The following is a 23,691-nucleotide window of genomic DNA, read 5'->3' as shown; positions in this document are numbered from 1 at the left end:
TAGTGTAGAAAAAAGCATTGATGTTATAAAAGAAAAAGAACAAAACCACATTATTCGGATGGATGATGTGGTTTTTTGTTTTTTATAAATAGAGAAGATCGTTGCTCAAGAGTTGGGTCGGTTTCTGCTACAATCTGTAGCGAATTCCTTTTTGAATAACTGAGTGATGTAGAGAAGCCATGCGATTGAATCCTAGCCAACAGCAGGCAGTTGAATTTGTCGATGGCCCGTGCCTTGTATTGGCGGGGGCGGGGTCAGGCAAAACACGTGTTATTACCAATAAAATTGCGCATTTAATTCGCCAATGCGGTTATCAGCCTCGGCAAATTGCAGCTGTGACTTTCACCAATAAAGCGGCGCGGGAAATGAAAGAGCGCGTGGCACAAACCTTGGGTAAAAAAGAAGCGCGTGGTTTGATCATATCCACCTTCCATACATTAGGCTTGGAAATTATTAAGCGTGAATATAAAGCGCTGGGTATTAAAGCCAACTTTTCGCTATTTGATGACCAAGACCAGATGGCATTGTTGAAAGAACTCACTTTTGACTTACTAGAAGAAGATAAAGACTTACTCAAACAATTGATCTCAGCGATCTCTAATTGGAAAAATGATCTTATCTCGCCACAACAAGTTATAGGCCAAGCACGGAGTGAGAAAGAGCATCATTTTGCCGAGTGTTATCGCCGCTATGAACTTCATCTGAAAAGTTGCAATGTGTTGGATTTTGATGACTTAATCAGCAAACCTACCATGTTGTTATATCAAAATGAAGAAGTTCGTGAACGCTGGCAGCAAAAAATTCGCTACTTGCTGGTGGATGAATATCAAGATACCAATACGAGTCAATATCAGTTGGTTAAATTGCTTGTGGGGCAGCGAGCAAGGTTTACGGTTGTGGGTGATGACGACCAGTCAATCTATTCATGGCGTGGCGCAAGGCCACAAAACTTGGTTTTATTGAATCAGGACTTCCCTAAGTTAAATGTCATTAAGCTTGAGCAAAATTACCGTTCATCTGAACGAATTTTAAAGGCTGCAAATATTTTAATTGCCAATAACCCTCATGTATTTGAAAAAAAATTATTTTCTGAATTGGGATATGGAGCGCCACTTCGGGTTCTTACGGCAAACAATGAAGACCATGAAGCCGAAAGAGTGATTGGGGAGCTTATTGCACACCATTTTATTAATAAGACGGAATATAAAGATTACGCCATTTTGTATCGCGGTAACCATCAATCGCGTATTTTTGAAAAAATGTTGATGCAAAATCGTATTCCGTATCGCATTTCGGGGGGGACTTCGTTTTTCTCCCGCCCTGAAATTAAAGACTTATTAGCCTATTTGCGAGTATTAACTAACCCTGAAGATGACAGTGCTTTTTTACGCATAGTAAATACTCCACGTCGAGAGATTGGTCCCAAAACTATCCAAAAACTTGGGGAATGGGCAAACCAACGAGGGAAAAGCTTATATCAAGCCAGCTTTGATCTAGGGCTTGAACAAATTTTAAAAGGTAAAGGATTAGAAGCATTACAGCGTTTCACTCATTGGATGGACAGTATTGTTAGAACGTCGGAACGCGAACCTTTAATTGCGGTGCGTGATTTACTGCGCGAAATGGATTATGAAAGCTGGTTATATGAAACGTCGACCAGTACTAAAGCTGCTGAAATGCGAATGAAAAACGTCAACCAATTGTTCACATGGATGAGTGAAATGGTGGAAGGTGATGATCTCAATGACCCAATGACATTGAGCCAAGTGGTTACACGCTTTACGCTGCGCGATATGATGGAGCGTGGTGAGGATGATGAAGAATCAGACCAAGTTCAACTCATGACGTTGCATGCGTCTAAAGGCCTTGAATTTCCTTATGTTTTTTTGGTCGGTATGGAAGAAGGGCTGCTGCCACATCAAAGCAGTATTGATGAAAATAATATTGATGAAGAACGCCGTTTAGCTTATGTAGGGATCACAAGAGCGCAAAGAGAGTTATTCTTTTCTCATTGTCGTGAGCGTCGTCAATATGGTGAATTGATCCGTCCCGAATTAAGCCGTTTTCTCCTTGAATTGCCACAAGATGATTTACAATGGGAGCAACAGCGTAAAGTGGTTAGTGCGCAGGAGCGTATGCAGAAAGGGCAATCAGCTTTAGCCGATATTAAAGCGCGCTTAGGGCTAAATAAAAAAAGTGAGTAACCACAACTAATTGAATTTCCACACTAGAGTAGGTCTAGTGTGGAATATATTATCAATTTGAACTATTACGTTCTTCCAACTCTAAAACCCAATTCACATAGCCCTGCCATTGAACTTCTTGCTGTAAATTTTCCGCTCGTAGAGGGTGAGCAGATAACCAACGATAAGGCAGTGTAATGGTTAACCTTTGTGCATTCACATTAAGTCTTAGTGCAGGCAAGGTATCATCCCGTCTGCGGCTCGCAAAAATAATGGCGAGGCGGAGTAAACGACATAAATCATATGCATGCTGTATGGGTAGCGCATTTTGTTGGCTTAATGGTGTTAAATCGATAGGGCCTTGCTGATTTTTCAATAATGCAGCAAGTAACCGTTTTTGAGCTGGAGTGAAGCCAGGTAAATCAAGGTGTGTTATGAGGTAGCTCGCGTGCTCGGGGCCTTTACGGAAATCGACACTCAAGCCGATTTCATGTAAGGCGCATGCACTCGATAGTAAATCACGACAGCGTGTATCTAAGCCCCAATCTTTCGCGACTTGTAAATAAAAATATTCTGCAAGTTGACGGACTCGGCCAGCTTGTTCGATATCGACTTGGAAGCGCCGTTGAATATTGCGAACGGTACGAGCGCGAATATCCTGCTCAATAGGAAGCTGTAACATACCATAGACAAGCCCTTCACGAAGTGCTCCGCCAGCAAGTGTCATGTTATCAATGTCTAATGCTTCAAAGATAGCAATCAAAATAGACAAGCCGCTTGGAAAAACAAGGGCACGTTCGAAGGTTAAGCCGTCAATTTCAAGCTCTTCAAGTTTTTGGCATTGAATGGCTTTGCGCTTAAGCTGTTGTAACTTAGAAAGGGTGATCAGTTCATCCATGCCTTGGGCAATCATGATTTCCTGAATGGCTTGTACAGTACCGGATGCTCCAACACATATTTTCCACCCATGTGTCTTGAGTGACTCTGCAATAGGGGCGATGACATTATGTGCAGCGGCTTGAGCCGCTGAGAAGTTTTCTTCGGTTAAACTTCTATCGCCAAAGTAGCGTTCAAGCCAAGTCACACAACCCATTTCAAGACTATAGAGTTGCTCCGCTTTTGCGCCAGTACCTGTAACAAGTTCAGTACTTCCCCCACCAATATCAACCACTAAGCGTTGATCTGGCCCACCAGTTGTATGAGCAACACCTTGATAAATTAAGCGAGCTTCTTCTTCCCCTTGAATAACTTTTACAGGGTTTCCTAAAATTTGACTGGCTTTTTCGATGAAAACATCGGCATTTTTAGCTAAACGCAAAGTCGCAGTCGCGACAACACGAATTTGTGTATTCGGAATATCTTGTAAGTGTTCCGAAAACAGGCGTAAACATTGCCAGCCTCGCTCCATTGCTTGCTTAGAAAGCAGGTTATTGTTATCTAACCCTGCAGCAAGACGAACTTTGCGTTTAACCCTAGAGATCACCTGAATGCTACCAGCGGTTTCACGTACGACTAGCATATGAAAACTGTTTGAGCCTAAATCGATGGCGGCATAAAGAGAAGAAGATTTCAGCATATCGTTTTTACTCAGCCTGGACGTTTATGGTTGTTTCGTGGGCCATTGTGGCGACGCTGCGAATTCGAATTACGGCGCTGGCCTCCAGGGCGTGGGCGATGGCGGCGTTTTGGTGCCGGTAAATCGCTCAATAATGCATCACTGTTATACTTACTAACAGGGATTGAGTGTTGAATATATTCTTCAATAGCAGGCAGGTTAAGTGAATATTCTTCACAGGCTAAGCTAATTGAGTTTCCGCTTTCACCAGCACGACCAGTACGACCAATACGGTGTACGTAATCTTCACAGTCATCAGGTAAGTCGTAATTAAATACATGAGTAACTGATGGAATATGTAAACCACGAGCTGCAACATCAGTTGCCACTAAAATATCTAAATGGCCTTGTGTGAATTGCTCTAATATACGCAGTCGCTTTTTCTGTGCGACATCACCGGTCAACAAACCTACACGATGACCATCAGCAGCTAAATGCGCCCAAATATCATCACAACGGTGTTTTGTATTGGCGAAAATAATACAACGCTCTGGCCACTCTTCTTCAAGAAGCGTTTGGAGTAAGCGCATTTTTTCTTCATTAGAAGGGTAAAATAACTCTTCTTTGATACGATGACCTGTTTTTTGTAAAGGTTCGACCTCAACATATTCAGGGTTATTCATTTGCTCGAAAGCTAATTCTCTTACTCGGTAAGATAAAGTTGCAGAAAACAGCAAATTAAGCCTTTCTGCAGCACCTGGCATACGACGGAAAATCCAGCGAATATCTTTAATAAAACCAAGATCATACATGCGGTCGGCTTCATCAAGTACCACAACTTGAACCGCACTTAAGTCGACATGGCCTTGTTTCGCGTAGTCGATTAAACGGCCTGTTGTACCAATAAGGATATCAACACCGTTTTGTAAAACCTTAAGCTGCTCATCATAGCCGTCACCACCGTAAGCTAGCCCCATTTTCAGGCCAGTGTACTCAGCTAGCTCTTTCGCATCCGAATAAATTTGTACCGCGAGTTCGCGTGTCGGTGCCATAATCAGCGCACGAGGCTGATTCGCTTTTTTACCCTCAATAGCGGGGTGAGTTAATAAATAATGGAATGTAGACGTTAAAAAAGCTAACGTTTTACCTGTACCAGTTTGCGCTTGACCCGCCACGTCTTTGCCTTCGACAGTAAAAGGCAAGGTGGACGCCTGTATAGGCGTGCAAAAATTGAAGTCTTTTTTATTCAGAGCTTCAATGACTTTAGGGTGCAATGCGAAGTCGGAAAACTTCTTTTCTGTCAAGTGTGCTTTACTCATAGTATGTTAGAATATCAGTTAACGGTTGGTTTACGAAAGTGTATCTTTTGAAATAAAGCATACTGCTGCCAATAATGTTACACTAAGTCTGCAAAAGATGATCCTTTGGAGTACAACATGAGCGATAAAATTATACATATAACTGATGCAAGTTTTGCAACTGAAGTTCTGAACGCAAGTTCACCTGTTCTCGTCGATTTTTGGGCAGCATGGTGTGGTCCTTGTAAAATGATCGCGCCTATTCTTGATGAAGTTGCTGAAGAATATACAGGCAAACTGACCATCGCAAAACTGAATATTGATGAAAACCCTGCTACCGCTCCAAAATATGGAATCCGTGGTATCCCGACCTTGCTTTTATTCAAAAATGGTGAAGTCGCAGCAACGAAAGTTGGGGCATTATCAAAAACGCAACTGAAAGAATTTTTAGACGAAAATCTGTAAGTTATCGTTATATGTAAGCTAAAACGTTTAGCGGTATATCTATTTTATCTAGAGAGCCGCTAGACGTCTTCACTTAAGCATGATAAGTTATCGTCATTCCTCGTATAGCACCCATATGAATTACCTTGTATTCCATTGCTCTTATCTTACATATCTAGCTTGTTAGTTCAGTATTGTGATGATTGTTATTGATCAAAAAACTGATGGCGTAATGATTTTAAATATGAAAATTGAAAGTTTAGACATTGAGTTATAGCAGTATTCAATATCTTCGGTTTCAATGCATCTCTCATATGAATTAAAGATAGCGCATAAGCGAACGCAATGAAATTCAATATTTTTATATCATAGGGATATAAAAACGAAGTGGGACAGGTTTGTCTTTAGCAATTATGTGTTTTTTAATGCTAATCTGACATTAAATTTGCGATATTGGGATGGATGTTGTCCTAAATGTACAAAAAACTATTGCTAATATTGTGTGTGTTTCTAATAATATGTCACACATCATCAAGATGAGTTGCAGTCAAATGTTAGAGCAATCTTAGTAATGGCTAGCACAAGATTTTTTTGCATTGTTGTTTGCTTTTGGTAAAAATTAGTGAGCAACAGGGCAGTATAAAGTTAAACTGGCACTTAATAGTAAGCTGCCGTCAATTTACGTTCATAGTTCGAGAATTACCCCGAGTTAAAGAACCCACCATTATGAATCTTACCGAATTAAAAAATACGCCAGTATCAGAATTGATTACGTTAGGCGAAAACATGGGGCTAGAGAACTTAGCCCGTATGAGAAAGCAGGATATTATTTTCTCTATTTTGAAGCAGCATGCGAAAAGTGGCGAAGATATTTTCGGCGATGGCGTACTGGAAATATTGCAGGATGGATTTGGTTTCCTCCGTTCAGCAGACAGTTCTTACCTCGCAGGTCCTGATGATATCTACGTTTCTCCTAGCCAAATCCGCCGTTTTAACCTACGTACAGGTGACACAATTTCAGGAAAAATTCGTCCTCCTAAAGAAGGTGAACGTTATTTTGCCCTCCTGAAAGTCAACGAAGTTAATTACGACAAACCTGAAAATGCCCGCAGTAAAATTCTTTTCGAAAACCTCACTCCATTACATGCAAACCGTCGTCTGCGCATGGAACGTGGTAATGGTTCAACTGAAGATTTAACTGCTCGTGTACTAGACTTAGCGGCTCCAATCGGTCGTGGTCAACGTGGTCTGATTGTGGCTCCACCGAAAGCCGGTAAAACAATGTTACTGCAAAATATTGCAGCGAATATTGCACACAATTACCCTGATTGCGTTCTGATGGTTCTGTTGATCGATGAACGTCCTGAGGAAGTGACAGAAATGCAGCGTTTGGTTAAAGGTGAAGTTATTGCTTCAACTTTCGATGAGCCTGCAGCACGTCACGTCCAAGTCGCTGAAATGGTGATTGAAAAAGCGAAACGTCTAGTTGAACATAAAAAAGACGTTATCATTTTACTCGACTCTATTACGCGTCTAGCTCGTGCATATAACACGGTTGTACCTTCCTCTGGGAAAGTATTAACCGGTGGTGTGGATGCTAACGCATTACACCGTCCAAAACGTTTCTTCGGTGCTGCTCGTAATGTTGAAGAAGGTGGAAGCCTGACAATCATTGCAACTGCACTGGTTGATACCGGTTCTAAGATGGATGAAGTTATTTACGAAGAGTTTAAAGGTACAGGTAACATGGAACTGCACCTATCTCGTAAGATTGCAGAAAAACGTGTTTTCCCTGCAATAGACTACAACCGTTCAGGTACGCGTAAAGAAGAGTTACTTACATCGCAAGATGAGTTACAAAAAATGTGGATCCTACGTAAGATTATTCACCCAATGGGCGAAATCGATGCGATGGAGTTCCTCATCAGTAAGTTAGCGATGACAAAAACCAACGAAGAGTTCTTTGATTTTATGAAAAGAGCGTAACCGTTAAGGTTCTCTACGTATTATAAAAAAGGTGCCTGTTATGGCACCTTTTTTTTGTTTTCATACTCGATAGTGGTGTATAAAAATTAAAGCCTACCATATTAAGCAGGTTTAATATTTTACTGATTTATTTTCAATAAATTAAGAACATGTTTTATTTGGTTCATTTATAAATAGCATTGGGTAACAGATGGAGTTTTTATTAAAAAATTAATAATAAACGATAGGAAATACTAACGAATATTCTTTAATTTATTGAATTAAAAGATAAATTTATGAAAATATTTATTTTGTGATTAGCGTTAAATTTATTTTCGCCACTTTATTATTTAATCATCAAGCGCCTATTTAAACATCAATCGATTAACTCAATTTTAGAGTATTGCTTTTATGGCATGCATATTGCAGCTATTCAGTATAAAATTACCGGATGTTTCGTTATTAAATCAAACACACTAATAAAGTGTAAAAACTAATAATGTTACAGGAATCTCTTTATGAATAAAGATTCGTCTTATAGCAGATTTCAGTACCAAGATGATAATGCATTGGCGTATGCTGGTTTATCTGCATTCGCTAACAAATTAGTTTTGAAAGTTAAATATAAAGATTAAGAGAGTCAAACAGTGGACACCATACACTTTGTAACCAATCTCTTCTACGTTTTCTTGTTTTCATTAGTTTTTATTTTTCTGGCTCGAGTTGTTGCAATAAAAATCGGGTTAGTTGATAAACCTAATTTCAGAAAGAAACACGTAGGATTAGTTCCTCTTGTTGGAGGAATTTCCGTTTTCTTTGGGATCTGTTTTGCATTTTATATTACCGGAGAATACATTCCTCATAAGTGGCTATACATCGCTTGTGCAGGGTTATTAGTCTTTATTGGCGCATTAGATGATAGGTTTGATATTAGCGTGAAACTAAGGGCTGGTATTCAAGCGATCGTTGCGGTTGTTATGATGACAGCGGCAGGGTTGAAACTTGATTCACTCGGTCATGCCTTTGGCCCATGGGAACTGGTACTGGGTCCATTCGGTTATATCGTTACCCTATTTGCAGTATGGGCAGCAATTAATGCTTTTAACATGGTTGATGGCATTGATGGGTTACTCGGTGGCTTATCTTCTGTTTCTTTTGGCGCTCTCGGCTTTTTGCTATATCAAAACGGTAACTATGCGTTAGCATTTTGGTGTTTTGCCTTTATTGCAGCTATCCTTCCTTATATTCTTCTTAATTTAGGTGTGCTAGGCCGTCGTTTTAAAGTTTTCATGGGAGATGCGGGAAGTACGCTGATTGGGTTCACTATTATTTGGATCCTTGTGGCTTCGACCCAAGAAGAAGTACATCCGATTAACCCAGTTACCGCTTTATGGATTATTGCGATCCCGCTAATGGACATGGTTGCCATTATGTATCGTCGAATTCGTAAAGGGATGAGCCCATTTTCACCCGATCGCCAGCACATTCATCATTTAATTATGCGTTCTGGTTTTACACCAAAAGGGGCATTTGTACTGATTACACTATCAGCGGCCGCTTTAGCATGTGTCGGTATTATTGGTGAACACTTAACATTTGTACCTGAATGGGTAATGTTGGCATTATTTTTGCTTGTATTTATGATGTATGGTTACTGCATCAAACGAGCTTGGAAAGTCGCCCGTTTTATTAAGCGAGTGAGACGTAGAGCACGTAGAGGAGCAGTACGGTAACGACAAAACGAAAATAGAGGTTCTGTGCAGTGAATAACTCAGAAACACAACCGAGTCAGCATCAATCGCCAATAGAGCCGGAATTGGATATCCGTGGTTTATGTCGCTCACTGTGGCAAGGTAAAATTTGGATCGTTGCATTTGCCGTTATTTTTGCAGCAATTGCCTTGGGAGCGTCCTATTTTATGCAGCCGAAGTGGAGTGCGACAGCAATTACGGATTTACCAACCGTCAATAATCTGGGAAGTTACTATTCTCAGCAGCAATTTCTGCGCAACCTCGATTCCCGTATTAATACTACGGGGCAAGAAGGGCAATTACCGACAATTGCAAAAGAAGCTTATCAAGAATTCACAAAGCAGCTTGGCTCTTATGATACACGTCGTCAATTTTGGCTAAATACGGATTACTATAAGCAGCGCTTAGAGAATGATCCTAAAGCAGATGCCGCATTATTGGATGAGCTCATCAACGATATTGAGTTTACGCCAGCAGATGAAGTCAAAAATTTAACCGATAGCATTAAGTTAGTGGCGGAAACTTCCGCAGATGCGAACCAGTTGCTGCGTCAATACACTCAGTTTGCTAACCAACGTGCCACAATGAATCTAAATGATGAAATTAAAGGCACTTGGGCAACGAAAATGCAATCCATGAAGGCATTAGTTAAACGTGAAGATATGGTGGCCAAGGCCGCTTATGAGCGACGTTTGAATGCACTGGAACAAGCATTAAAAGTTGCAGAAAAACAAGGTATTGTACGTAATCAAAGCGCAACACCTGTGGATGAAATCCCAGATTCAAAAATGTTTATGTTAGGTGCCCCTTTATTACAAGCACAAATTGAAACATTGAAAGCAACCGGCCCCGATCACGACAGTGATTACGACCAAAATATTGCCATGTTATCAACATTGAGCGTCGGGCCTACCCTCCAAGATAATTTTCAAGCATATCGCTATTTACGTACTCCTGAAGAGCCCGTTAAACGCGATAGTCCTCGTCGAGCCTTTATGATGGTTCTATGGGGAGCCATAGGGATGTTAGTAGGTGCCGGAGTGGTACTTGCTCGCCGCCGCCCATCTTGATTTTGGGATAAGCCACTGGCGAATTTTCCAGTGGCATATAAAGTTATTAAGATTATACAAAGCAGCTCACTGCGAAAGATAAATATAAGAGAGTCACTGTGAAAGTATTGACTGTATTCGGCACACGACCTGAAGCTATTAAAATGGCACCACTGGTTCATGCATTGGCTGAAGATACAGACTTTGAAGCTAAAGTTTGTGTTACGGCACAGCATCGTGAAATGCTAGATCAAGTACTGAAACTGTTTGAGATCATTCCAGATTACGATCTCAATATTATGAAGCCAGGGCAAGATTTAACTGATATCACTTGTCGTATTCTTGAAGGGTTGAAAAGCGTTTTTGCTGATTTTCAACCGGATGTTGTTCTTGTTCATGGCGACACAGCTACAACGATGGCAACTAGCCTTGCGGCATTTTACCATCGTATACCAGTAGGGCATGTTGAAGCGGGATTACGTACAGGAAACCTGTATTCGCCATGGCCTGAAGAGGCAAACCGTAAGATTGCTGGTCATTTAGCGATGTATCACTTCGCGCCAACTGAAAATTCACGCCAAAATTTGTTAAAAGAATCTATTCCTGACAGTCATATTTTTGTCACCGGTAATAGTGTGATTGATGCGTTATTGTGGGTACGTGATAAAGTCATGAGCGACCAGCATATGATGGAGAAATTGGCTGCAAATTACCCATTTATCGACCCAAATAAAAAAATGATTTTAGTCACGGGCCATCGTCGAGAAAGTTTTGGTGGTGGCTTTGAACGTATTTGTCACGCTTTAGCAGAAATTGCACAAGCGCATCCCGATGTGCAAGTCGTATATCCAGTTCACTTAAATCCAAATGTGAGTGAGCCTGTTAAACGTATACTGCATGATATTGATAATATTATTTTAATTAGCCCTCAAGACTACCTACCGTTTGTTTATTTGATGAACCATGCTTATTTAATTCTAACAGACTCAGGTGGTATTCAAGAGGAAGCGCCTTCTCTCGGTAAGCCTGTTTTGGTGATGAGAGATACCACAGAACGACCAGAAGCTGTTGATGCAGGTACTGTTCGTCTTGTGGGAACAGATACACAAAAAATTGTGAAAGAAGTTAATCGGTTACTGACAGATGACGCGGAGTATCACGAAATGAGCCGCGCACATAACCCTTATGGGGATGGTCATGCATGTCAGCGTATTCTTGCAGCATTGAAAAGTAATCAGGTGAAATTATGAGTTTTGAAACTATTTCTGTTATTGGCCTTGGTTATATTGGTTTACCAACAGCAGCAGCCTTTGCATCACGTAAAAAACAAGTGGTTGGTGTCGATGTTAACCAACATGCCGTTGATACTATTAACCAGGGTAAAATCCACATCGTGGAGCCAGAACTGGATATCGTGGTCAAAAAGGCGGTTGAAGAAGGCCATCTCAAAGCTTTTACTAAGCCGCAACCTGCAGATGCTTATCTAATTGCTGTGCCTACGCCATTTAAAGGCGAGCACGAACCTGACCTCGCGTATGTACGTGCTGCTGCTGAGTCTGTTGCTCCGGTGCTGAAGAAAGGGGATTTAGTCATCCTTGAGTCTACATCGCCAGTAGGAACAACAGAGCAAATGGCAGAGTGGATGGCAGCTGCTCGCCCTGATTTAACCTTCCCTCATCAAGCAGGGGAAGAAGCTGATATCGATGTAGCGTACTGCCCTGAGCGTGTGTTACCAGGCCAAGTGATGGTCGAATTAATTAAAAATGACCGTGTTGTTGGTGGTATGACGCCAAAATCCTCTCTGCGTGCAAGTGAGCTATACAATATTTTCCTTGAAGGTGAGTGTGTAATTACTAACTCAAGAACCGCGGAAATGTGTAAGTTAACGGAAAATAGCTTCCGTGATGTGAATATTGCTTTTGCGAATGAATTATCATTAATTTGTGCGGAACAAGACATCAATGTGTGGGAGTTAATCAGCCTCGCGAATCGTCATCCACGCGTTAATATTTTGCAACCAGGCCCAGGTGTTGGTGGGCACTGCATCGCGGTTGACCCATGGTTTATCGTTGCGCAAAATCCAAAACAATCACGCCTCATTCATACCGCTCGTTTAGTCAATGATGGCAAACCAATTTGGGTTGTTGACCAAGTGAAAGCGGCAGTGGCTGATTGCTTAGTGGAAACCGGTAAAAAAGCCAGTGAAGTGACCATTGCCTGTTTCGGCCTGTCATTTAAACCTAATATTGATGATTTACGTGAAAGCCCAGCAATGCACATCACCAAAATGGTAGCGAACTGGAACCCAGGTAAAACGTATGCGGTTGAGCCACACATCCATGAATTACCGACCTCTTTAAAAGGCATTTCTGAGCTAGTTTCGATTGAAAAAGCCGTTAATGAAGCGGATGTGATCTTAATGTTAGTTGACCACAATATGTTCAAAGGCATCCAAGGCTCTGCGATCCCACAAAAATGGGTTGTGGATACAAAAGGAGTATGGCGTTGAAACGCATTTTAATCACTGGAGGCGCCGGGTTTATCGGCTCTGCTGTTGTTCGTCATATTATTGAAAACACTGACGACAGCGCAGTGGTTCTGGATTGCTTAACCTATGCAGGTAACTTAGAGTCCCTTGCAACGGTTGCGAATAACCCGCGCTATGCTTTTGAGCAGGTGAATATTTGTGATAGAGCTGCATTAGATGCCGTTTTTGAAAAATACCAACCCGATGCCGTGATGCATTTAGCGGCAGAAAGCCATGTTGACCGTTCAATTGATGGCCCTGCGGCATTTATCGAAACCAACATTGTGGGAACTTACACATTGTTAGAGGCGGCGCGCCATTACTGGTCTGCGCTGAATGATGAGAAAAAAGCGGCTTTCCGTTTTCATCATATTTCGACAGATGAAGTTTATGGCGACCTCGAGGGGCCTGATGGTTTCTTCACAGAAACCACGCCTTATACGCCAAGTAGCCCTTATTCCGCATCGAAAGCATCGAGCGATCACTTGGTTCGTGCATGGCAAAGAACCTATGGTCTGCCGACGATGATCACCAATTGTTCAAATAACTACGGGCCGTATCATTTCCCAGAGAAATTGATCCCCTTAATTATTTTGAATGCTTTAGCGGGTAAGCCTCTGCCTGTTTATGGGAAAGGTGAGCAAATTCGTGACTGGCTGTTTGTTGAAGACCATGCACGAGCACTGCATTTAGTTGCGACAACCGCACAACCTGGCACCACCTATAATATTGGTGGTCATAATGAGCGCCGTAATATTGACGTTGTAGAAACGATTTGTGAGCTGCTTGAAGAGCTGCATCCGCAGAAGCCACAAGGTGTGGGGCACTACCGTGACTTAATCACGTTTGTGAAAGACAGACCGGGTCACGATATGCGTTATGCCATTGATGCCGCGAAAATTGAGCGCGAATTGGGGTGGACGCCACAAGAAACCTTCGAATCAGGTATCCGCAAAACGGTGCAGTGGTATTTGAACAATGAAACGTGGTGGCGCCGCGTACAAGACGGTTCCTATGCGGGCGAACGTCTAGGTCTAGGAAATTAGGTGACAGTATGAAAGGTATTATATTAGCTGGAGGGTCGGGGACGCGTTTGCATCCTATCACTCGCGGTATTTCTAAACAGTTATTGCCTATCTACGATAAGCCGATGATTTACTACCCGCTTTCAGTCCTGATGTTGGCGGGAGTTCGTGAGATTTTAATTATCTCTACCCCTGACGACTTGCCGATGTTTAAGCGTTTATTAGGGGATGGTCATGAGTTTGGGATTGAGCTGAGCTATGCAGAACAGCCATCACCAGACGGCCTTGCGCAAGCGTTTATCATTGGTGAAGAGTTCATTAACGGTGATTCGTGCTGTTTAGTATTGGGCGACAATATCTTTTTCGGCCATTCATTTAGCCCAAAATTAAAATCTGTTGCTAAACGAGTAAATGGCGCAACGGTTTTTGGTTACCAAGTGATGGATCCTGAGCGTTTTGGTGTCGTGGAATTTGACGATAATTTTAAAGCACTGTCGATTGAAGAAAAGCCGGTTAAACCTAAATCGAATTGGGCGGTGACAGGGCTGTATTTCTATGACTCACAAGTAGTTGAATTTGCAAAACAAGTTAAGCCTTCTGAACGAGGTGAGTTAGAAATCACGTCAATTAACCAAATGTACTTAGAACGTGGCGAATTAAACGTTGAATTGCTCGGTCGTGGTTTTGCTTGGTTAGATACAGGCACCCACGATAGCCTCATTGAGGCAGGTACCTTTGTGCAAACCGTTGAAAAACGTCAAGGTTTCAAAGTTGCTTGTTTAGAGGAAATAGCATGGCGTAACGGCTGGCTGACAGACGAGCAAGTCGCTTTTTCAGCGCAACAGCTGAAAAAAACAGGTTATGGGCAATATTTAGAGGATTTATTACGTGTCCGTCCGCGCCAGTATTGAGAGCCTGCCATGGGAGAGCGAATTTTTTCATCGCTCAACGGCAAAGTTGAATTTTACGGGGGATAATCTCGAGACCCTCCTTGCTTATCAAATAAATGAATACGATATCGTGCAAGCAAAAGTCGCCGCGTCTGAAACGCAGCTGATTGATGATTTGGCTGGTATGGGTTTTTCATTTGTTGAAGGTGAAATCGATTTCGCTCTTACTATTGGCACAGAAAATGCTTATTTAAAGGCAGGTTTAACAGCGGAAGAGCACATTGTTGTTGCACAAGTGGATGATATTCCTACTTTACGGCAAGCCGCTGAGTCTGTCTTTAGCAAAAGCCGCTTTAGAGCACCTTGGTATCGTGATGGTGATAGCGGTCAGTTTTATGCGTTGTGGATAGAAAAATCAGTACTTGGTACGTTTGATCACACTTGTTTACTAGTTAAAGACGCGTCTGGTGCGATATTGGGCTTTGTGAGTTTACGGCATCTTGATGCAGAAACAGCACGGGTTGGCCTACTAGCGAAAATGCCAGAAGCGAAGGGGCAAGGTGTAGGGCGTAAGTTGATGTCAGCAGCATTTAATTGGTGTGTGGAACACCAAAAAGCACAGTTAAATGTGGCCACGCAAATCAGTAATGTTGCGGCATTAAATCTTTATTCACGTAGCGGTGCAGCAATTGCCAGTACCGCTTATTGGTTATACAGGGGACAACATGATTCCATTTAATAAACCACCAGTTGTAGGTACTGAATTAGAGTATATGAGACAAGCCATGGAAAGTGGCAAACTGTGTGGTGACGGTGGCTTCACGAAACGTTGTGAAGAATGGATGGAAAAACGGTTTAATTGCCCGAAAGTGCAGTTAACGCCATCTTGTACGGCCTCATTAGAAATGGCGGCGATCCTGATTGATACTAAGCCGGGTGATGAAATCATCATGCCAAGCTTTACTTTTGTATCAACCTCTAACGCATTTGTATTACGTGGCGCTAAAATCGTGTTTGTTGATATCCGTCCGGATACCATGAATATCGATGAAACTAAAATTGAAGCCGCAATCACTGAACGTACGCGTGCCATCGTTCCAGTCCATTATGCAGGTGTTGCTTGCGAGATGGACACCATTATGGCTATCGCGAAAAAACACGATTTATTCGTGATTGAAGATGCGGCACAAGGTGTGATGTCGACGTATAAAGGCAAAGCACTGGGGACTATCGGCCACATTGGCTGTTATAGCTTCCATGAAACTAAAAACTATTCTTCAGGCGGTGAAGGTGGGGCAACGCTTATCAATGATAAAGACTTGATTAGCCGTGCTGAAGTGATCCGTGAAAAAGGAACGAACCGTAGCCAATTTTTCCGTGGTCAAGTCGATAAATACACATGGCGTGATATCGGCTCAAGCTACTTGTTGTCTGATTTGCAAGCGGCTTATTTATGGGCACAGTTAGAAGAAGCCGACAAAATTAATGAGCGCCGTTTACTACTATGGAAACGGTATGATGAAGCGTTGCAGCCATTGGTTGATGCGGGACGTTTAGTCCTAGCAACTGTGCCAGAAGGCTTAAAACATAATGCCCATATGTTCTACATCAAACTTAAAGATATCGAAGAGCGTACCGAATTCAATGATTACATGAAATCTCATGGCATTTTGACGGTATTCCACTACGTTGCATTACACACTAGCCCGGCAGGTATTGAGTTTGGCCGTTTCCATGGTGAAGATAAATATACAACATCAGAAAGTGATCGCTTAGTGCGTTTACCGATGTTCTACAACATGACTGATGACGAACAGCAGACGGTCATTGAGCGAATCAAAGCGTTCTTTGCCTAATGTCTCTTGCTAAAGCATCGGTTTGGACTGCTGGCTCTACCCTGATTAAAATCGGGGTAGGCCTGTTAATCGTTAAGTTGTTTGCAGTCTCATTTGGGCCTAGCGGTGTGGGGCTGGCGGGTAACTTCCGCCAATTGATTACTGTACTAGGGGTGTTATCTGGTGCAGGGATTTTCAATGGTGTCACAAAATATGTTGCAGAGCACCACCAAGACCCACAAAAATTACGTGCGGTTCTGGGAACTTCATCGACGATTATTCTAGGATTTTCAGCGCTACTTGCGCTTATCTTTTTACTTTGCAGTGCGCCAATTAGCATGGCGTTATTTGATAGTGAAAAATACAGCTCAGTTATTCAAATAGTCGCCTTAATTCAAATGGGTATCGCGTATGCGAACTATTTTCTGGCTATTTTGAAGGGCTACCGAGACGCATCAGCAAACGCATTAGCCATTATTTTAGGTAGCGTAATTGGTGTAATTGCTTATTATTTATGCTATCTAGTGGGCGGGTATGAAGGTGCACTAGCGGGGTTAGCATTAGTTCCTGCACTTGTGGTATTGCCTGCGGCTGGGATGATAATTAAACGCAAGCAGTTTGCGTTATCGTCATTGAAGCCAGCATGGGACAAAGCGATTGCGACTAATTTAGGCAAATTTACGGTCATGGCGATGCTAACGGCAGTCACACTGCCAGTCGCTTATATCATGATGCGAAACTTACTTGCCCAAACCTATAGCTGGGATGAAGTGGGGTTATGGACCGGTGTGACCACCATTTCAGATGCCTATTTGCAGTTTATTACCGCGACATTTTCAGTGTATTTATTGCCGACGTTATCGCGTTTGCAGCATAAAAATGAAATCACAGCAGAAATTGTTAAAGCATTGAAGTTTGTTTTACCTGCTGTTGCCGTTGTGAGTTTTACAGTTTGGTTACTACGTGATTTCGCGATTTGGTTGCTGTTCTCAAAAGAGTTTACAGGGATGAGAGACCTGTTTGCATGGCAGCTAGTCGGTGATGTATTGAAAGTGGGGGCGTACGTATTTGGCTATTTGGTCATTGCCAAAGCCGCATTGCGTTTTTATGTCCTCACTGAAGTGAGTCAATTTTTATTATTAACGGGCTTTGCCCATTGGCTTATCCCTGAACATGGTGCAGTAGGTGCAACTCAGGCTTATATGGCCACTTATATTGTCTATTTTACCTTATGTTGTTGCGTATTTTTGATTTACCGTAGGCGAGCATGACAACCTTAATACATGTACTGGGATCGAATCTCCCACACCACAACCAGACGGTACTGACGTTTTTTAATGACGTCATTTGCCAAGAAATGGCTTCGTCATCAACGCCGCATTTTATGGTGGTAAGCGATGATGCGCAGCTTGCTGACGCTTATCCTCAGCTAAAAATAGATGTTTTTGCGAATAAACAGGCCATTGCTAATAGTGTTATACAGCGTGCCAAGGCAGACCGCCGTACTCGCTTTTTCTTTCATGGGCAATTCAACGCCCCTATTTGGTTAGCGCTATTATTTGGTCAAATCAAATCCCATCAGTTTTGGTGGCATATATGGGGAGCTGACCTCTATGAAGAATCTAGCTCTCTAAAATTTAAGTTATTCTATATTTTGCGTCGTTTAGCGCAGAAAAAAGTAGGGCATGTGTGTGCAACACGTGGCGATTTGTGCTATTTCCACCAGTCGAACCCTAAAGTGCCTGCCACTGTGTTGTATTTTCCAACACGAATGGACCCCGCATTGACAATTAGCGAGCCTAAGGCACGTGAAGGTTCTCAACTGACTATTTTGTTGGGTAACTCAGGTGACCGTTCTAATCGTCATGTAGAGGCGCTGAGTGCGATTAAACAGCAATTTGGTGATGAGGTTAAAGTTATTGTCCCAATGGGCTATCCTGCAAATAACCAAGGCTATATTGAACAAGTCGAACAGGCTGCAAATAGTGAGTTTACTTCAGGGCAAGTAGAAATTCTGAAAGAGCGCATGGAGTTTAGCGAGTACCTTAATTTGCTCAAATCCTGTGATCTTGGCTATTTTATTTTTAATCGCCAGCAAGGTGTTGGTACGGTTTGTTTGTTAATCCAATTTGGTATTCCATTTGTGATCAGTCGTCAAAATACATTTTGGCAGGATTTAACTGCTCAAAATGTCCCTGTATTTTTCTATGGTGACAACCTGACGATACCGCTGGTGGATGAAGCTCAGCGCCAAATGAGCTTATTAGATAAACAGCATATCGAATTTTTTGCTCCTAACTTTACTGAAGGCTGGAAAGCCGTTCTCAGTGCCGTGGAGGAGCGAGCATGACACTGACGGAGTTAGGTGGCTTAGCACTGGTCTACCTGATATCAATTATTTTTATTGGTACTTTGTTGTACAAAGAGTTTTTACGTGCTCGGTTTAACTTCAATATTTTCTTTTCAATGTTGTATTTATTGACGTTTTACTTTGGTTTTCCATTAACTTGTGCGTTAGTGTTCCAATTTGATGTTGCGGTTGTGAAAGCGGATTACTTACTTTACGCCCAACTAGCGGCTACCAGTTTTTATGCGATTTATTATGTTGCTTATAAAACACGGCTTTCTAGGCAACCAGACGCACCACGGCGTGCGTTGTTTAGCATGAACAAAGTGGAAACGAATCTAACCTGTCTGTTATTGATACTGATTGCAGTCGTGACAGTAGGTATCTTTTTCATGCAGAACGGTTTTTTGCTGTTTAAGCTAAAATCCTATAGCCAAATTTTCTCCAGCCAAGTTTCTGGCGTGGCATTAAAACGCTTTTTCTATTTCTTCATACCGGCAATGTTGATTGTTTATTTCTTGCGACCGACACAGAAACGTTGGATTTTCTTCCTCGTTAGTACCGTTGCATTTGGTTTCTTGACCTATGTTATCGTTGGAGGAACCAGAGCGAACATTATTATTGCTTTCGCACTATTCTTATTTATTGGGATTGTCAGGGGTTGGATTACGCTGTGGATGCTAGCTGCAGCCGGGGTCGCAAGTATTGTAGGTATGTTCTGGTTAGCCTTAAAGCGCTATGGGCTAGATGTCAGTGGTGCCGAAGCGTATTACACTTTCTTGTACTTAACACGGGACACATTCTCCCCGTGGGAAAACTTAGCATTACTGCTAAGCCACTATGATGAGATGGACTTTCAAGGCCTAGCGCCGATTATCCGTGACTTTTATGTTTTTATTCCTTCTTGGGTTTGGCCAGAACGCCCAGATACGGTATTGAATTCTGCCAACTATTTTACGTGGGAAGTACTAAACAACCATTCTGGACTGGCAATTTCCCCAACACTGATTGGTTCATTGGTGGTGATGGGTGGGGTGATTTTTATACCACTCGGAGCCATAGTTGTGGGGCTTATCATCAAATGGTTTGATTGGATCTATGGCATGAGCCTGAAAGAACCGAATCGCTATAAGGCTGCCATTATGCAGGCATTTTGTTTTGGTGCCATTTTTAACATCATTGTTTTAGCGCGTGAAGGCGTGGATTCTTTCGTCTCACGGGTGGTTTTCTTCTGCTTAATATTCGGACTGTGTCTGGTGTTAGCAAAATTACTGTATTGGTTATTTGAAAGTGCAGGGCTTATTCGCACAAAAACAGCTTCTTTTTTAAGAAGCCAACAGCGTGAAAGCCGCTAAAGGAGTATCATGGAATCGTCATCAACTCAGTCTTCATCCGTTACACAGCCATCTATTCCACAATATAGTATTCGTGGTCATAATATTTGGGGCTTTAAAAATATGGCCCATTTTTTAGACTACTTATTTGCTGGTGGGGAAACGAAAACGGGAACGCTCGTTGCGATTAATGCAGAAAAAGTGATGATCGCTGAACAAGATACGGCTTTAAATACGTTACTAGGCCAAGCCGAATATTTATATGCTGACGGAATTAGTATTGTCCGTGCTATTCGTCGTAAATACCCCCAAGCTGAAGTTTCCCGCGTGGCTGGTGCTGACTTGTGGGAAGGGTTAATGGAACGGGCCGGTAAAGAAGGTACGCCAGTTTTCCTAGTGGGTGGCAAACCAGAAATTCTAGAGCAAACTGAAAGCAAGCTACGCTCGCAGTGGAATGTGAACATTGTAGGTTCGCAAAACGGCTATTTTACTGCTGAAGAGCGAAGTGCATTGTTCGAACGCATTCGTGCAAGTGGTGCAAAAATTGTCACTGTTGCGATGGGTTCTCCGAAACAAGAAATTTTTATGCGAGATTGCCGAAGTGTGTACCCAGATGCCTTATATATGGGCGTTGGGGGGACTTATGATGTGTTTACAGGGCATGTAAAACGTGCACCGAAAGTTTGGCAAAACTTAGGGTTGGAATGGTTGTATCGCTTACTATCTCAGCCTTCCCGTATTACTCGTCAGTTTAAATTACTGAAATTTTTAGGTTACTATTACGGCGGTAAGCTGTAATTTTTATAGTGATTTGATTTTTATCGTTATTATCGATGTATTTTACTGGCCGCAAGTAGGCCTAATCCCTTGCTTGCGGTCTGAATTCTCCGAATGACTGGTCTCTTTCTTCAAATATTTCTATAATCCCTCAAAAATAATCATATTCGCACCAGTTTGTGCTTAATCTTGCGGCTATGGCATTTTTTTAATCGCCTAATTGATGCTTTTCAAATAATTGCAGTGATTATTACTAACTGAGTTTCAATTAAAACTGCATTTTAAATATCTAATTTTGACAGGGGTATGTATGGGAAATCCACAGCAAGGGCTTCAACGTGGGTTAGAAGCACGGCATATCGAGCTGATTGCGCTCGGTGGGACTATTGGCGTTGGGTTATTTATGGGGTCGGCCAGTACACTAAAATGGGCTGGGCCTTCTGTCTTACTGGCTTATATCATCGCAGGAATTTTTGTTTTCTTCATTATGCGTTCAATGGGGGAAATGCTATTTCTTGAGCCTGTAACCGGTTCTTTTGCTTCGTTTGGTTATAAATACTTAAGTCCGTTTTGGGGATGTCTCACTGCGTGGGGCTACTGGTTTATGTGGGTGGCCGTTGGTATCTCAGAGATCACTGCCATTGGCGTATATGCTGAATATTGGTTCCCTGACGTGCCTCAATGGATTTTTGCCATTATTGCCGTGGTATTAGTCGCATTAGCTAACCTAGCTGCTGTTCGGCTGTATGGAGAGCTTGAGTTCTGGTTTGCCATGATCAAAGTGACCACGATTGTGGTGATGATTTTAATTGGCTTAGGGCTGATTTTTTTTGGTCTTGGTAATAATTTTGAACCGATTGGGCTAGCAAACCTCACTGAGCATGGTGGTTTCTTTGCAGGGGGTTGGAAAGGTTTCTTATTTGCGTTGTGTATCGTTGTGGCCTCTTATCAAGGGGTTGAATTAGTTGGGATCACGGCAGGTGAAGCGAAAAATCCTCAAGTTACATTAAGAAAAGCGATCAATAATATTTTATGGCGTATATTAATTTTTTATGTGGGTGCTATTTTTATTGTTGTGACACTCTTTCCGTGGACGGAAGTGGGTTCACAAGGTAGCCCATTTGTTCTTACGTTTGCGAAAGTGGGGATTGTGTCCGCAGCCGCTGTAATTAACTTTGTGGTGTTAACTGCGGCGTTATCTGGTTGCAATAGTGGCATGTATAGTGGTGGGCGAATGCTATATGCCTTAGCGCAAAATAAGCAATTACCTAAGTCATTATTGAAATTAACGAAAAATGGCGTACCAGCACGTTGCGTTGGCTTTACTATTCTCTGTTTAGTGGCGGGTTCTAGCTTGAATTACATCATACCGAATCCAGAAAAAGTCTTTGTGTATGTCTATAGTGCGAGTGTGTTACCAGGTATGGTGCCTTGGTTAGTGCTATTGACCAGCCAAATCCGTTTTCGCCAACAAAACAAAGAAAAGCTTATTGGGCATCCTTTCAAATCGATCCTTTTTCCATGGGTTAACTATGCGACCTTATTATTTTTAGCCTGCGTATTGGTTGGGATGGCGATTAACCCAGATACCCGTTTATCTTTAATCGTTGGCGCCATCTTTTTAGGGGGCGTTTCACTGCTTTATTTCATTATTCGCCTGTTCAATAGCCGCAATACAAAAATTTAGTGGTGGTGCTTCGACGGATTTTTATTAGTCGTACAGTGAAAAAGAGGGTAAATATGCTCTCTTTCTCAGCGAAATGGATAAAAGGCAAGCAATCGATATTTTTATTTCAAAAAGGACTAGACAGCGGGAGGATAAATCCGTACTATCCTCTCCCGCAACGGCGTTAAGCGCCCGTAGCTCAGCTGGATAGAGCGCTGCCCTCCGGAGGCAGAGGTCTCAGGTTCGAATCCTGTCGGGCGCACCAGTTTTAGCGCTTCGCTACGGTTGGCAAAATGACGTTGTATGTAGTAATATAGCAACGCTTTGAAAAAAGTGAAGTTATGGTGGCTATAGCTCAGTTGGTAGAGCCCTGGATTGTGATTCCAGTTGTCGTGGGTTCGAGTCCCATTAGCCACCCCATTTTTTTGTGACATTGCGAGGGTGGCGGAATTGGTAGACGCGCTAGCTTCAGGTGTTAGTGTCCTATGGACGTGGGGGTTCAAGTCCCCCCTTTCGCACCACGAAGAAATGTAATAGGTATTAATAAGTACTACAAAATTTCGGCGAGTAGCGCAGCTTGGTAGCGCAACTGGTTTGGGACCAGTGGGTCGGAGGTTCGAATCCTCTCTCGCCGACCAATTTAAAGAAACCTGTCTTAACCGACGGGTTTTTTGCTTTTTATGCTTTATAATCATCACACTTCAACCCATCGCATTGTTGTCTGCGTTAGTCTCCTAGAATCACATATTTGTGTATATTCATCGGTATATCTTCACTTACCGCCTAGCTATAACCTGAATTGTTTAAAGTCTACTTAGTGCTGTTTCTTCAATAATGATTGGCTATGGTTAATTGCTTGTTTTTATTTGTAATTTAGCAGGTTAACTAGCCTGTGTCGTAAAATAGATACAATTCATTATATTGGTGTCGCCAAAAGGAGACATTTTACTTGTTGATTTATAAGGGAATATAAATAACTGTTTTATGCTGTCTCTAAACTGCGACAGAATAGCAAGATAAGATACAGGCACCACATTAGTGAATT

The 23,691-nt window shown here is 42.2% G+C and carries 18 protein-coding genes and 4 tRNA genes; 20 read left to right on the top strand and 2 right to left on the bottom strand.

The features are described from left to right. The first annotated feature begins 179 nt into the window (after window positions 1-179). Window positions 180-2,204, top strand: a complete 2,025-nt coding sequence (rep, locus tag M1F25_RS19600) for a DNA helicase Rep (RefSeq protein WP_094962448.1) — start codon at window positions 180-182, stop codon at window positions 2,202-2,204. 52 nt (window positions 2,205-2,256) lie between these two features. Here rep and gppA read toward each other — a convergent pair whose 3' ends face one another. Both gppA and rhlB read right to left on the bottom strand, forming a co-directional pair. Further along, window positions 2,257-3,759, bottom strand: a complete 1,503-nt coding sequence (gene gppA, locus M1F25_RS19595) for a guanosine-5'-triphosphate,3'-diphosphate diphosphatase (RefSeq protein WP_110591026.1) — start codon at window positions 3,757-3,759, stop codon at window positions 2,257-2,259. 11 nt (window positions 3,760-3,770) lie between these two features. Further along, the gene (gene rhlB, locus M1F25_RS19590) at window positions 3,771-5,057 is read right to left on the bottom strand and encodes an ATP-dependent RNA helicase RhlB (protein WP_144140416.1); all 1,287 of its coding nucleotides are present in this window, start codon (window positions 5,055-5,057) and stop codon (window positions 3,771-3,773) included. Between the two features lie 117 nt (window positions 5,058-5,174). Here rhlB and trxA point away from each other — a divergent pair, with 117 nt between their 5' ends. From trxA to M1F25_RS19495, 19 genes are all read left to right on the top strand, one after another. Next, a complete protein-coding gene (gene trxA, locus M1F25_RS19585) occupies window positions 5,175-5,501 on the top strand; it encodes a thioredoxin TrxA (protein ID WP_004906112.1) in 327 nt (108 codons plus the stop codon). A gap of 705 nt (window positions 5,502-6,206) precedes the next feature. Then, window positions 6,207-7,466: a transcription termination factor Rho gene (gene rho, locus M1F25_RS19580; RefSeq protein WP_004906109.1), complete on the top strand. Its 1,260-nt coding sequence runs from the start codon at window positions 6,207-6,209 to the stop codon at window positions 7,464-7,466. A 626-nt stretch (window positions 7,467-8,092) separates the two neighbouring features. Further along, on the top strand, window positions 8,093-9,178 hold the full coding sequence (wecA, locus tag M1F25_RS19575; protein ID WP_004906107.1) for a UDP-N-acetylglucosamine--undecaprenyl-phosphate N-acetylglucosaminephosphotransferase: 1,086 nt from the start codon (window positions 8,093-8,095) through the stop codon (window positions 9,176-9,178). A gap of 29 nt (window positions 9,179-9,207) precedes the next feature. Further along, entirely contained in the window at window positions 9,208-10,266 is a 1,059-nt protein-coding gene (gene wzzE, locus M1F25_RS19570) for an ECA polysaccharide chain length modulation protein (RefSeq protein WP_094962450.1), read from the top strand. A 98-nt stretch (window positions 10,267-10,364) separates the two neighbouring features. Beyond that, window positions 10,365-11,495 (top strand): non-hydrolyzing UDP-N-acetylglucosamine 2-epimerase, encoded by a 1,131-nt coding sequence (gene wecB / locus M1F25_RS19565; RefSeq protein ID WP_004906103.1) that lies wholly within the window; start codon window positions 10,365-10,367, stop codon window positions 11,493-11,495. Further along, window positions 11,492-12,754, top strand: a complete 1,263-nt coding sequence (gene wecC, locus M1F25_RS19560) for a UDP-N-acetyl-D-mannosamine dehydrogenase (RefSeq protein ID WP_181488801.1) — start codon at window positions 11,492-11,494, stop codon at window positions 12,752-12,754. Before wecB ends, wecC begins: the two co-directional genes overlap by 4 nt. Then, complete coding sequence (gene rffG / locus M1F25_RS19555; RefSeq protein WP_181488799.1) at window positions 12,745-13,818, top strand: dTDP-glucose 4,6-dehydratase; 1,074 nt, start codon at window positions 12,745-12,747, stop codon at window positions 13,816-13,818. The genes wecC and rffG overlap by 10 nt, the downstream gene beginning before the upstream one ends. 8 nt (window positions 13,819-13,826) lie before the next feature. After that, window positions 13,827-14,708: a glucose-1-phosphate thymidylyltransferase RfbA gene (gene rfbA, locus M1F25_RS19550; RefSeq protein WP_004906097.1), complete on the top strand. Its 882-nt coding sequence runs from the start codon at window positions 13,827-13,829 to the stop codon at window positions 14,706-14,708. Beyond that, entirely contained in the window at window positions 14,686-15,426 is a 741-nt protein-coding gene (gene rffC / locus M1F25_RS19545) for a dTDP-4-amino-4,6-dideoxy-D-galactose acyltransferase (RefSeq protein WP_144140420.1), read from the top strand. Before rfbA ends, rffC begins: the two co-directional genes overlap by 23 nt. Then, window positions 15,413-16,543 carry a dTDP-4-amino-4,6-dideoxygalactose transaminase gene (gene rffA / locus M1F25_RS19540; RefSeq protein WP_094962453.1) on the top strand — a complete coding sequence of 377 codons (1,131 nt, stop codon included), beginning with the start codon at window positions 15,413-15,415 and terminating at the stop codon, window positions 16,541-16,543. The genes rffC and rffA overlap by 14 nt, the downstream gene beginning before the upstream one ends. After that, entirely contained in the window at window positions 16,543-17,793 is a 1,251-nt protein-coding gene (gene wzxE, locus M1F25_RS19535; RefSeq protein WP_094962454.1) for a lipid III flippase WzxE, read from the top strand. The genes rffA and wzxE overlap by 1 nt, the downstream gene beginning before the upstream one ends. Next, on the top strand, window positions 17,790-18,872 hold the full coding sequence (locus M1F25_RS19530) for a TDP-N-acetylfucosamine:lipid II N-acetylfucosaminyltransferase (protein WP_004906092.1): 1,083 nt from the start codon (window positions 17,790-17,792) through the stop codon (window positions 18,870-18,872). The genes wzxE and M1F25_RS19530 overlap by 4 nt, the downstream gene beginning before the upstream one ends. Further along, window positions 18,869-20,224, top strand: a complete 1,356-nt coding sequence (wzyE, locus tag M1F25_RS19525; RefSeq protein ID WP_094962456.1) for an ECA oligosaccharide polymerase — start codon at window positions 18,869-18,871, stop codon at window positions 20,222-20,224. The genes M1F25_RS19530 and wzyE overlap by 4 nt, the downstream gene beginning before the upstream one ends. A gap of 9 nt (window positions 20,225-20,233) precedes the next feature. Continuing rightward, entirely contained in the window at window positions 20,234-21,001 is a 768-nt protein-coding gene (gene wecG, locus M1F25_RS19520) for a lipopolysaccharide N-acetylmannosaminouronosyltransferase (RefSeq protein WP_036958810.1), read from the top strand. A gap of 289 nt (window positions 21,002-21,290) precedes the next feature. Continuing rightward, complete coding sequence (thrP, locus tag M1F25_RS19515; protein WP_094962457.1) at window positions 21,291-22,667, top strand: bifunctional threonine/serine APC transporter ThrP; 1,377 nt, start codon at window positions 21,291-21,293, stop codon at window positions 22,665-22,667. A 167-nt stretch (window positions 22,668-22,834) separates the two neighbouring features. Beyond that, a tRNA-Arg gene (locus M1F25_RS19510) sits at window positions 22,835-22,911 on the top strand. 79 nt (window positions 22,912-22,990) lie between these two features. Next, a tRNA-His gene (locus M1F25_RS19505) sits at window positions 22,991-23,066 on the top strand. Window positions 23,067-23,081: 15 nt separating this feature from the next. Continuing rightward, window positions 23,082-23,167: transfer RNA gene (locus M1F25_RS19500), tRNA-Leu, on the top strand. Window positions 23,168-23,207: 40 nt separating this feature from the next. Continuing rightward, window positions 23,208-23,284: transfer RNA gene (locus M1F25_RS19495), tRNA-Pro, on the top strand. The last annotated feature ends 407 nt before the right edge of the window (window positions 23,285-23,691 follow it).

Origin of the sequence: Providencia sp. PROV109, from assembly GCF_033681625.1 — a bacterium.
GTDB lineage: Bacteria > Pseudomonadota > Gammaproteobacteria > Enterobacterales > Enterobacteriaceae > Providencia > Providencia hangzhouensis.
Note: the sequence above shows the minus strand (reverse complement) of the source record. Positions and strands in the feature narration are given on the sequence as shown.

Coding starts and splice junctions, on each gene's coding strand:
- rep (WP_094962448.1), top strand. CDS start 180: ATGCGATTGAATCCTAGCCAACAGCAGGCAGTTGAATTTGTCGATGGC.
- gppA (WP_110591026.1), bottom strand. CDS start 3,759: ATGCTGAAATCTTCTTCTCTTTATGCCGCCATCGATTTAGGCTCAAAC.
- rhlB (WP_144140416.1), bottom strand. CDS start 5,057: ATGAGTAAAGCACACTTGACAGAAAAGAAGTTTTCCGACTTCGCATTG.
- trxA (WP_004906112.1), top strand. CDS start 5,175: ATGAGCGATAAAATTATACATATAACTGATGCAAGTTTTGCAACTGAA.
- rho (WP_004906109.1), top strand. CDS start 6,207: ATGAATCTTACCGAATTAAAAAATACGCCAGTATCAGAATTGATTACG.
- wecC (WP_181488801.1), top strand. CDS start 11,492: ATGAGTTTTGAAACTATTTCTGTTATTGGCCTTGGTTATATTGGTTTA.
- rffG (WP_181488799.1), top strand. CDS start 12,745: ATGGCGTTGAAACGCATTTTAATCACTGGAGGCGCCGGGTTTATCGGC.
- rfbA (WP_004906097.1), top strand. CDS start 13,827: ATGAAAGGTATTATATTAGCTGGAGGGTCGGGGACGCGTTTGCATCCT.
- rffA (WP_094962453.1), top strand. CDS start 15,413: ATGATTCCATTTAATAAACCACCAGTTGTAGGTACTGAATTAGAGTAT.
- wzxE (WP_094962454.1), top strand. CDS start 16,543: ATGTCTCTTGCTAAAGCATCGGTTTGGACTGCTGGCTCTACCCTGATT.
- M1F25_RS19530 (WP_004906092.1), top strand. CDS start 17,790: ATGACAACCTTAATACATGTACTGGGATCGAATCTCCCACACCACAAC.
- wzyE (WP_094962456.1), top strand. CDS start 18,869: ATGACACTGACGGAGTTAGGTGGCTTAGCACTGGTCTACCTGATATCA.
- wecG (WP_036958810.1), top strand. CDS start 20,234: ATGGAATCGTCATCAACTCAGTCTTCATCCGTTACACAGCCATCTATT.
- thrP (WP_094962457.1), top strand. CDS start 21,291: ATGGGAAATCCACAGCAAGGGCTTCAACGTGGGTTAGAAGCACGGCAT.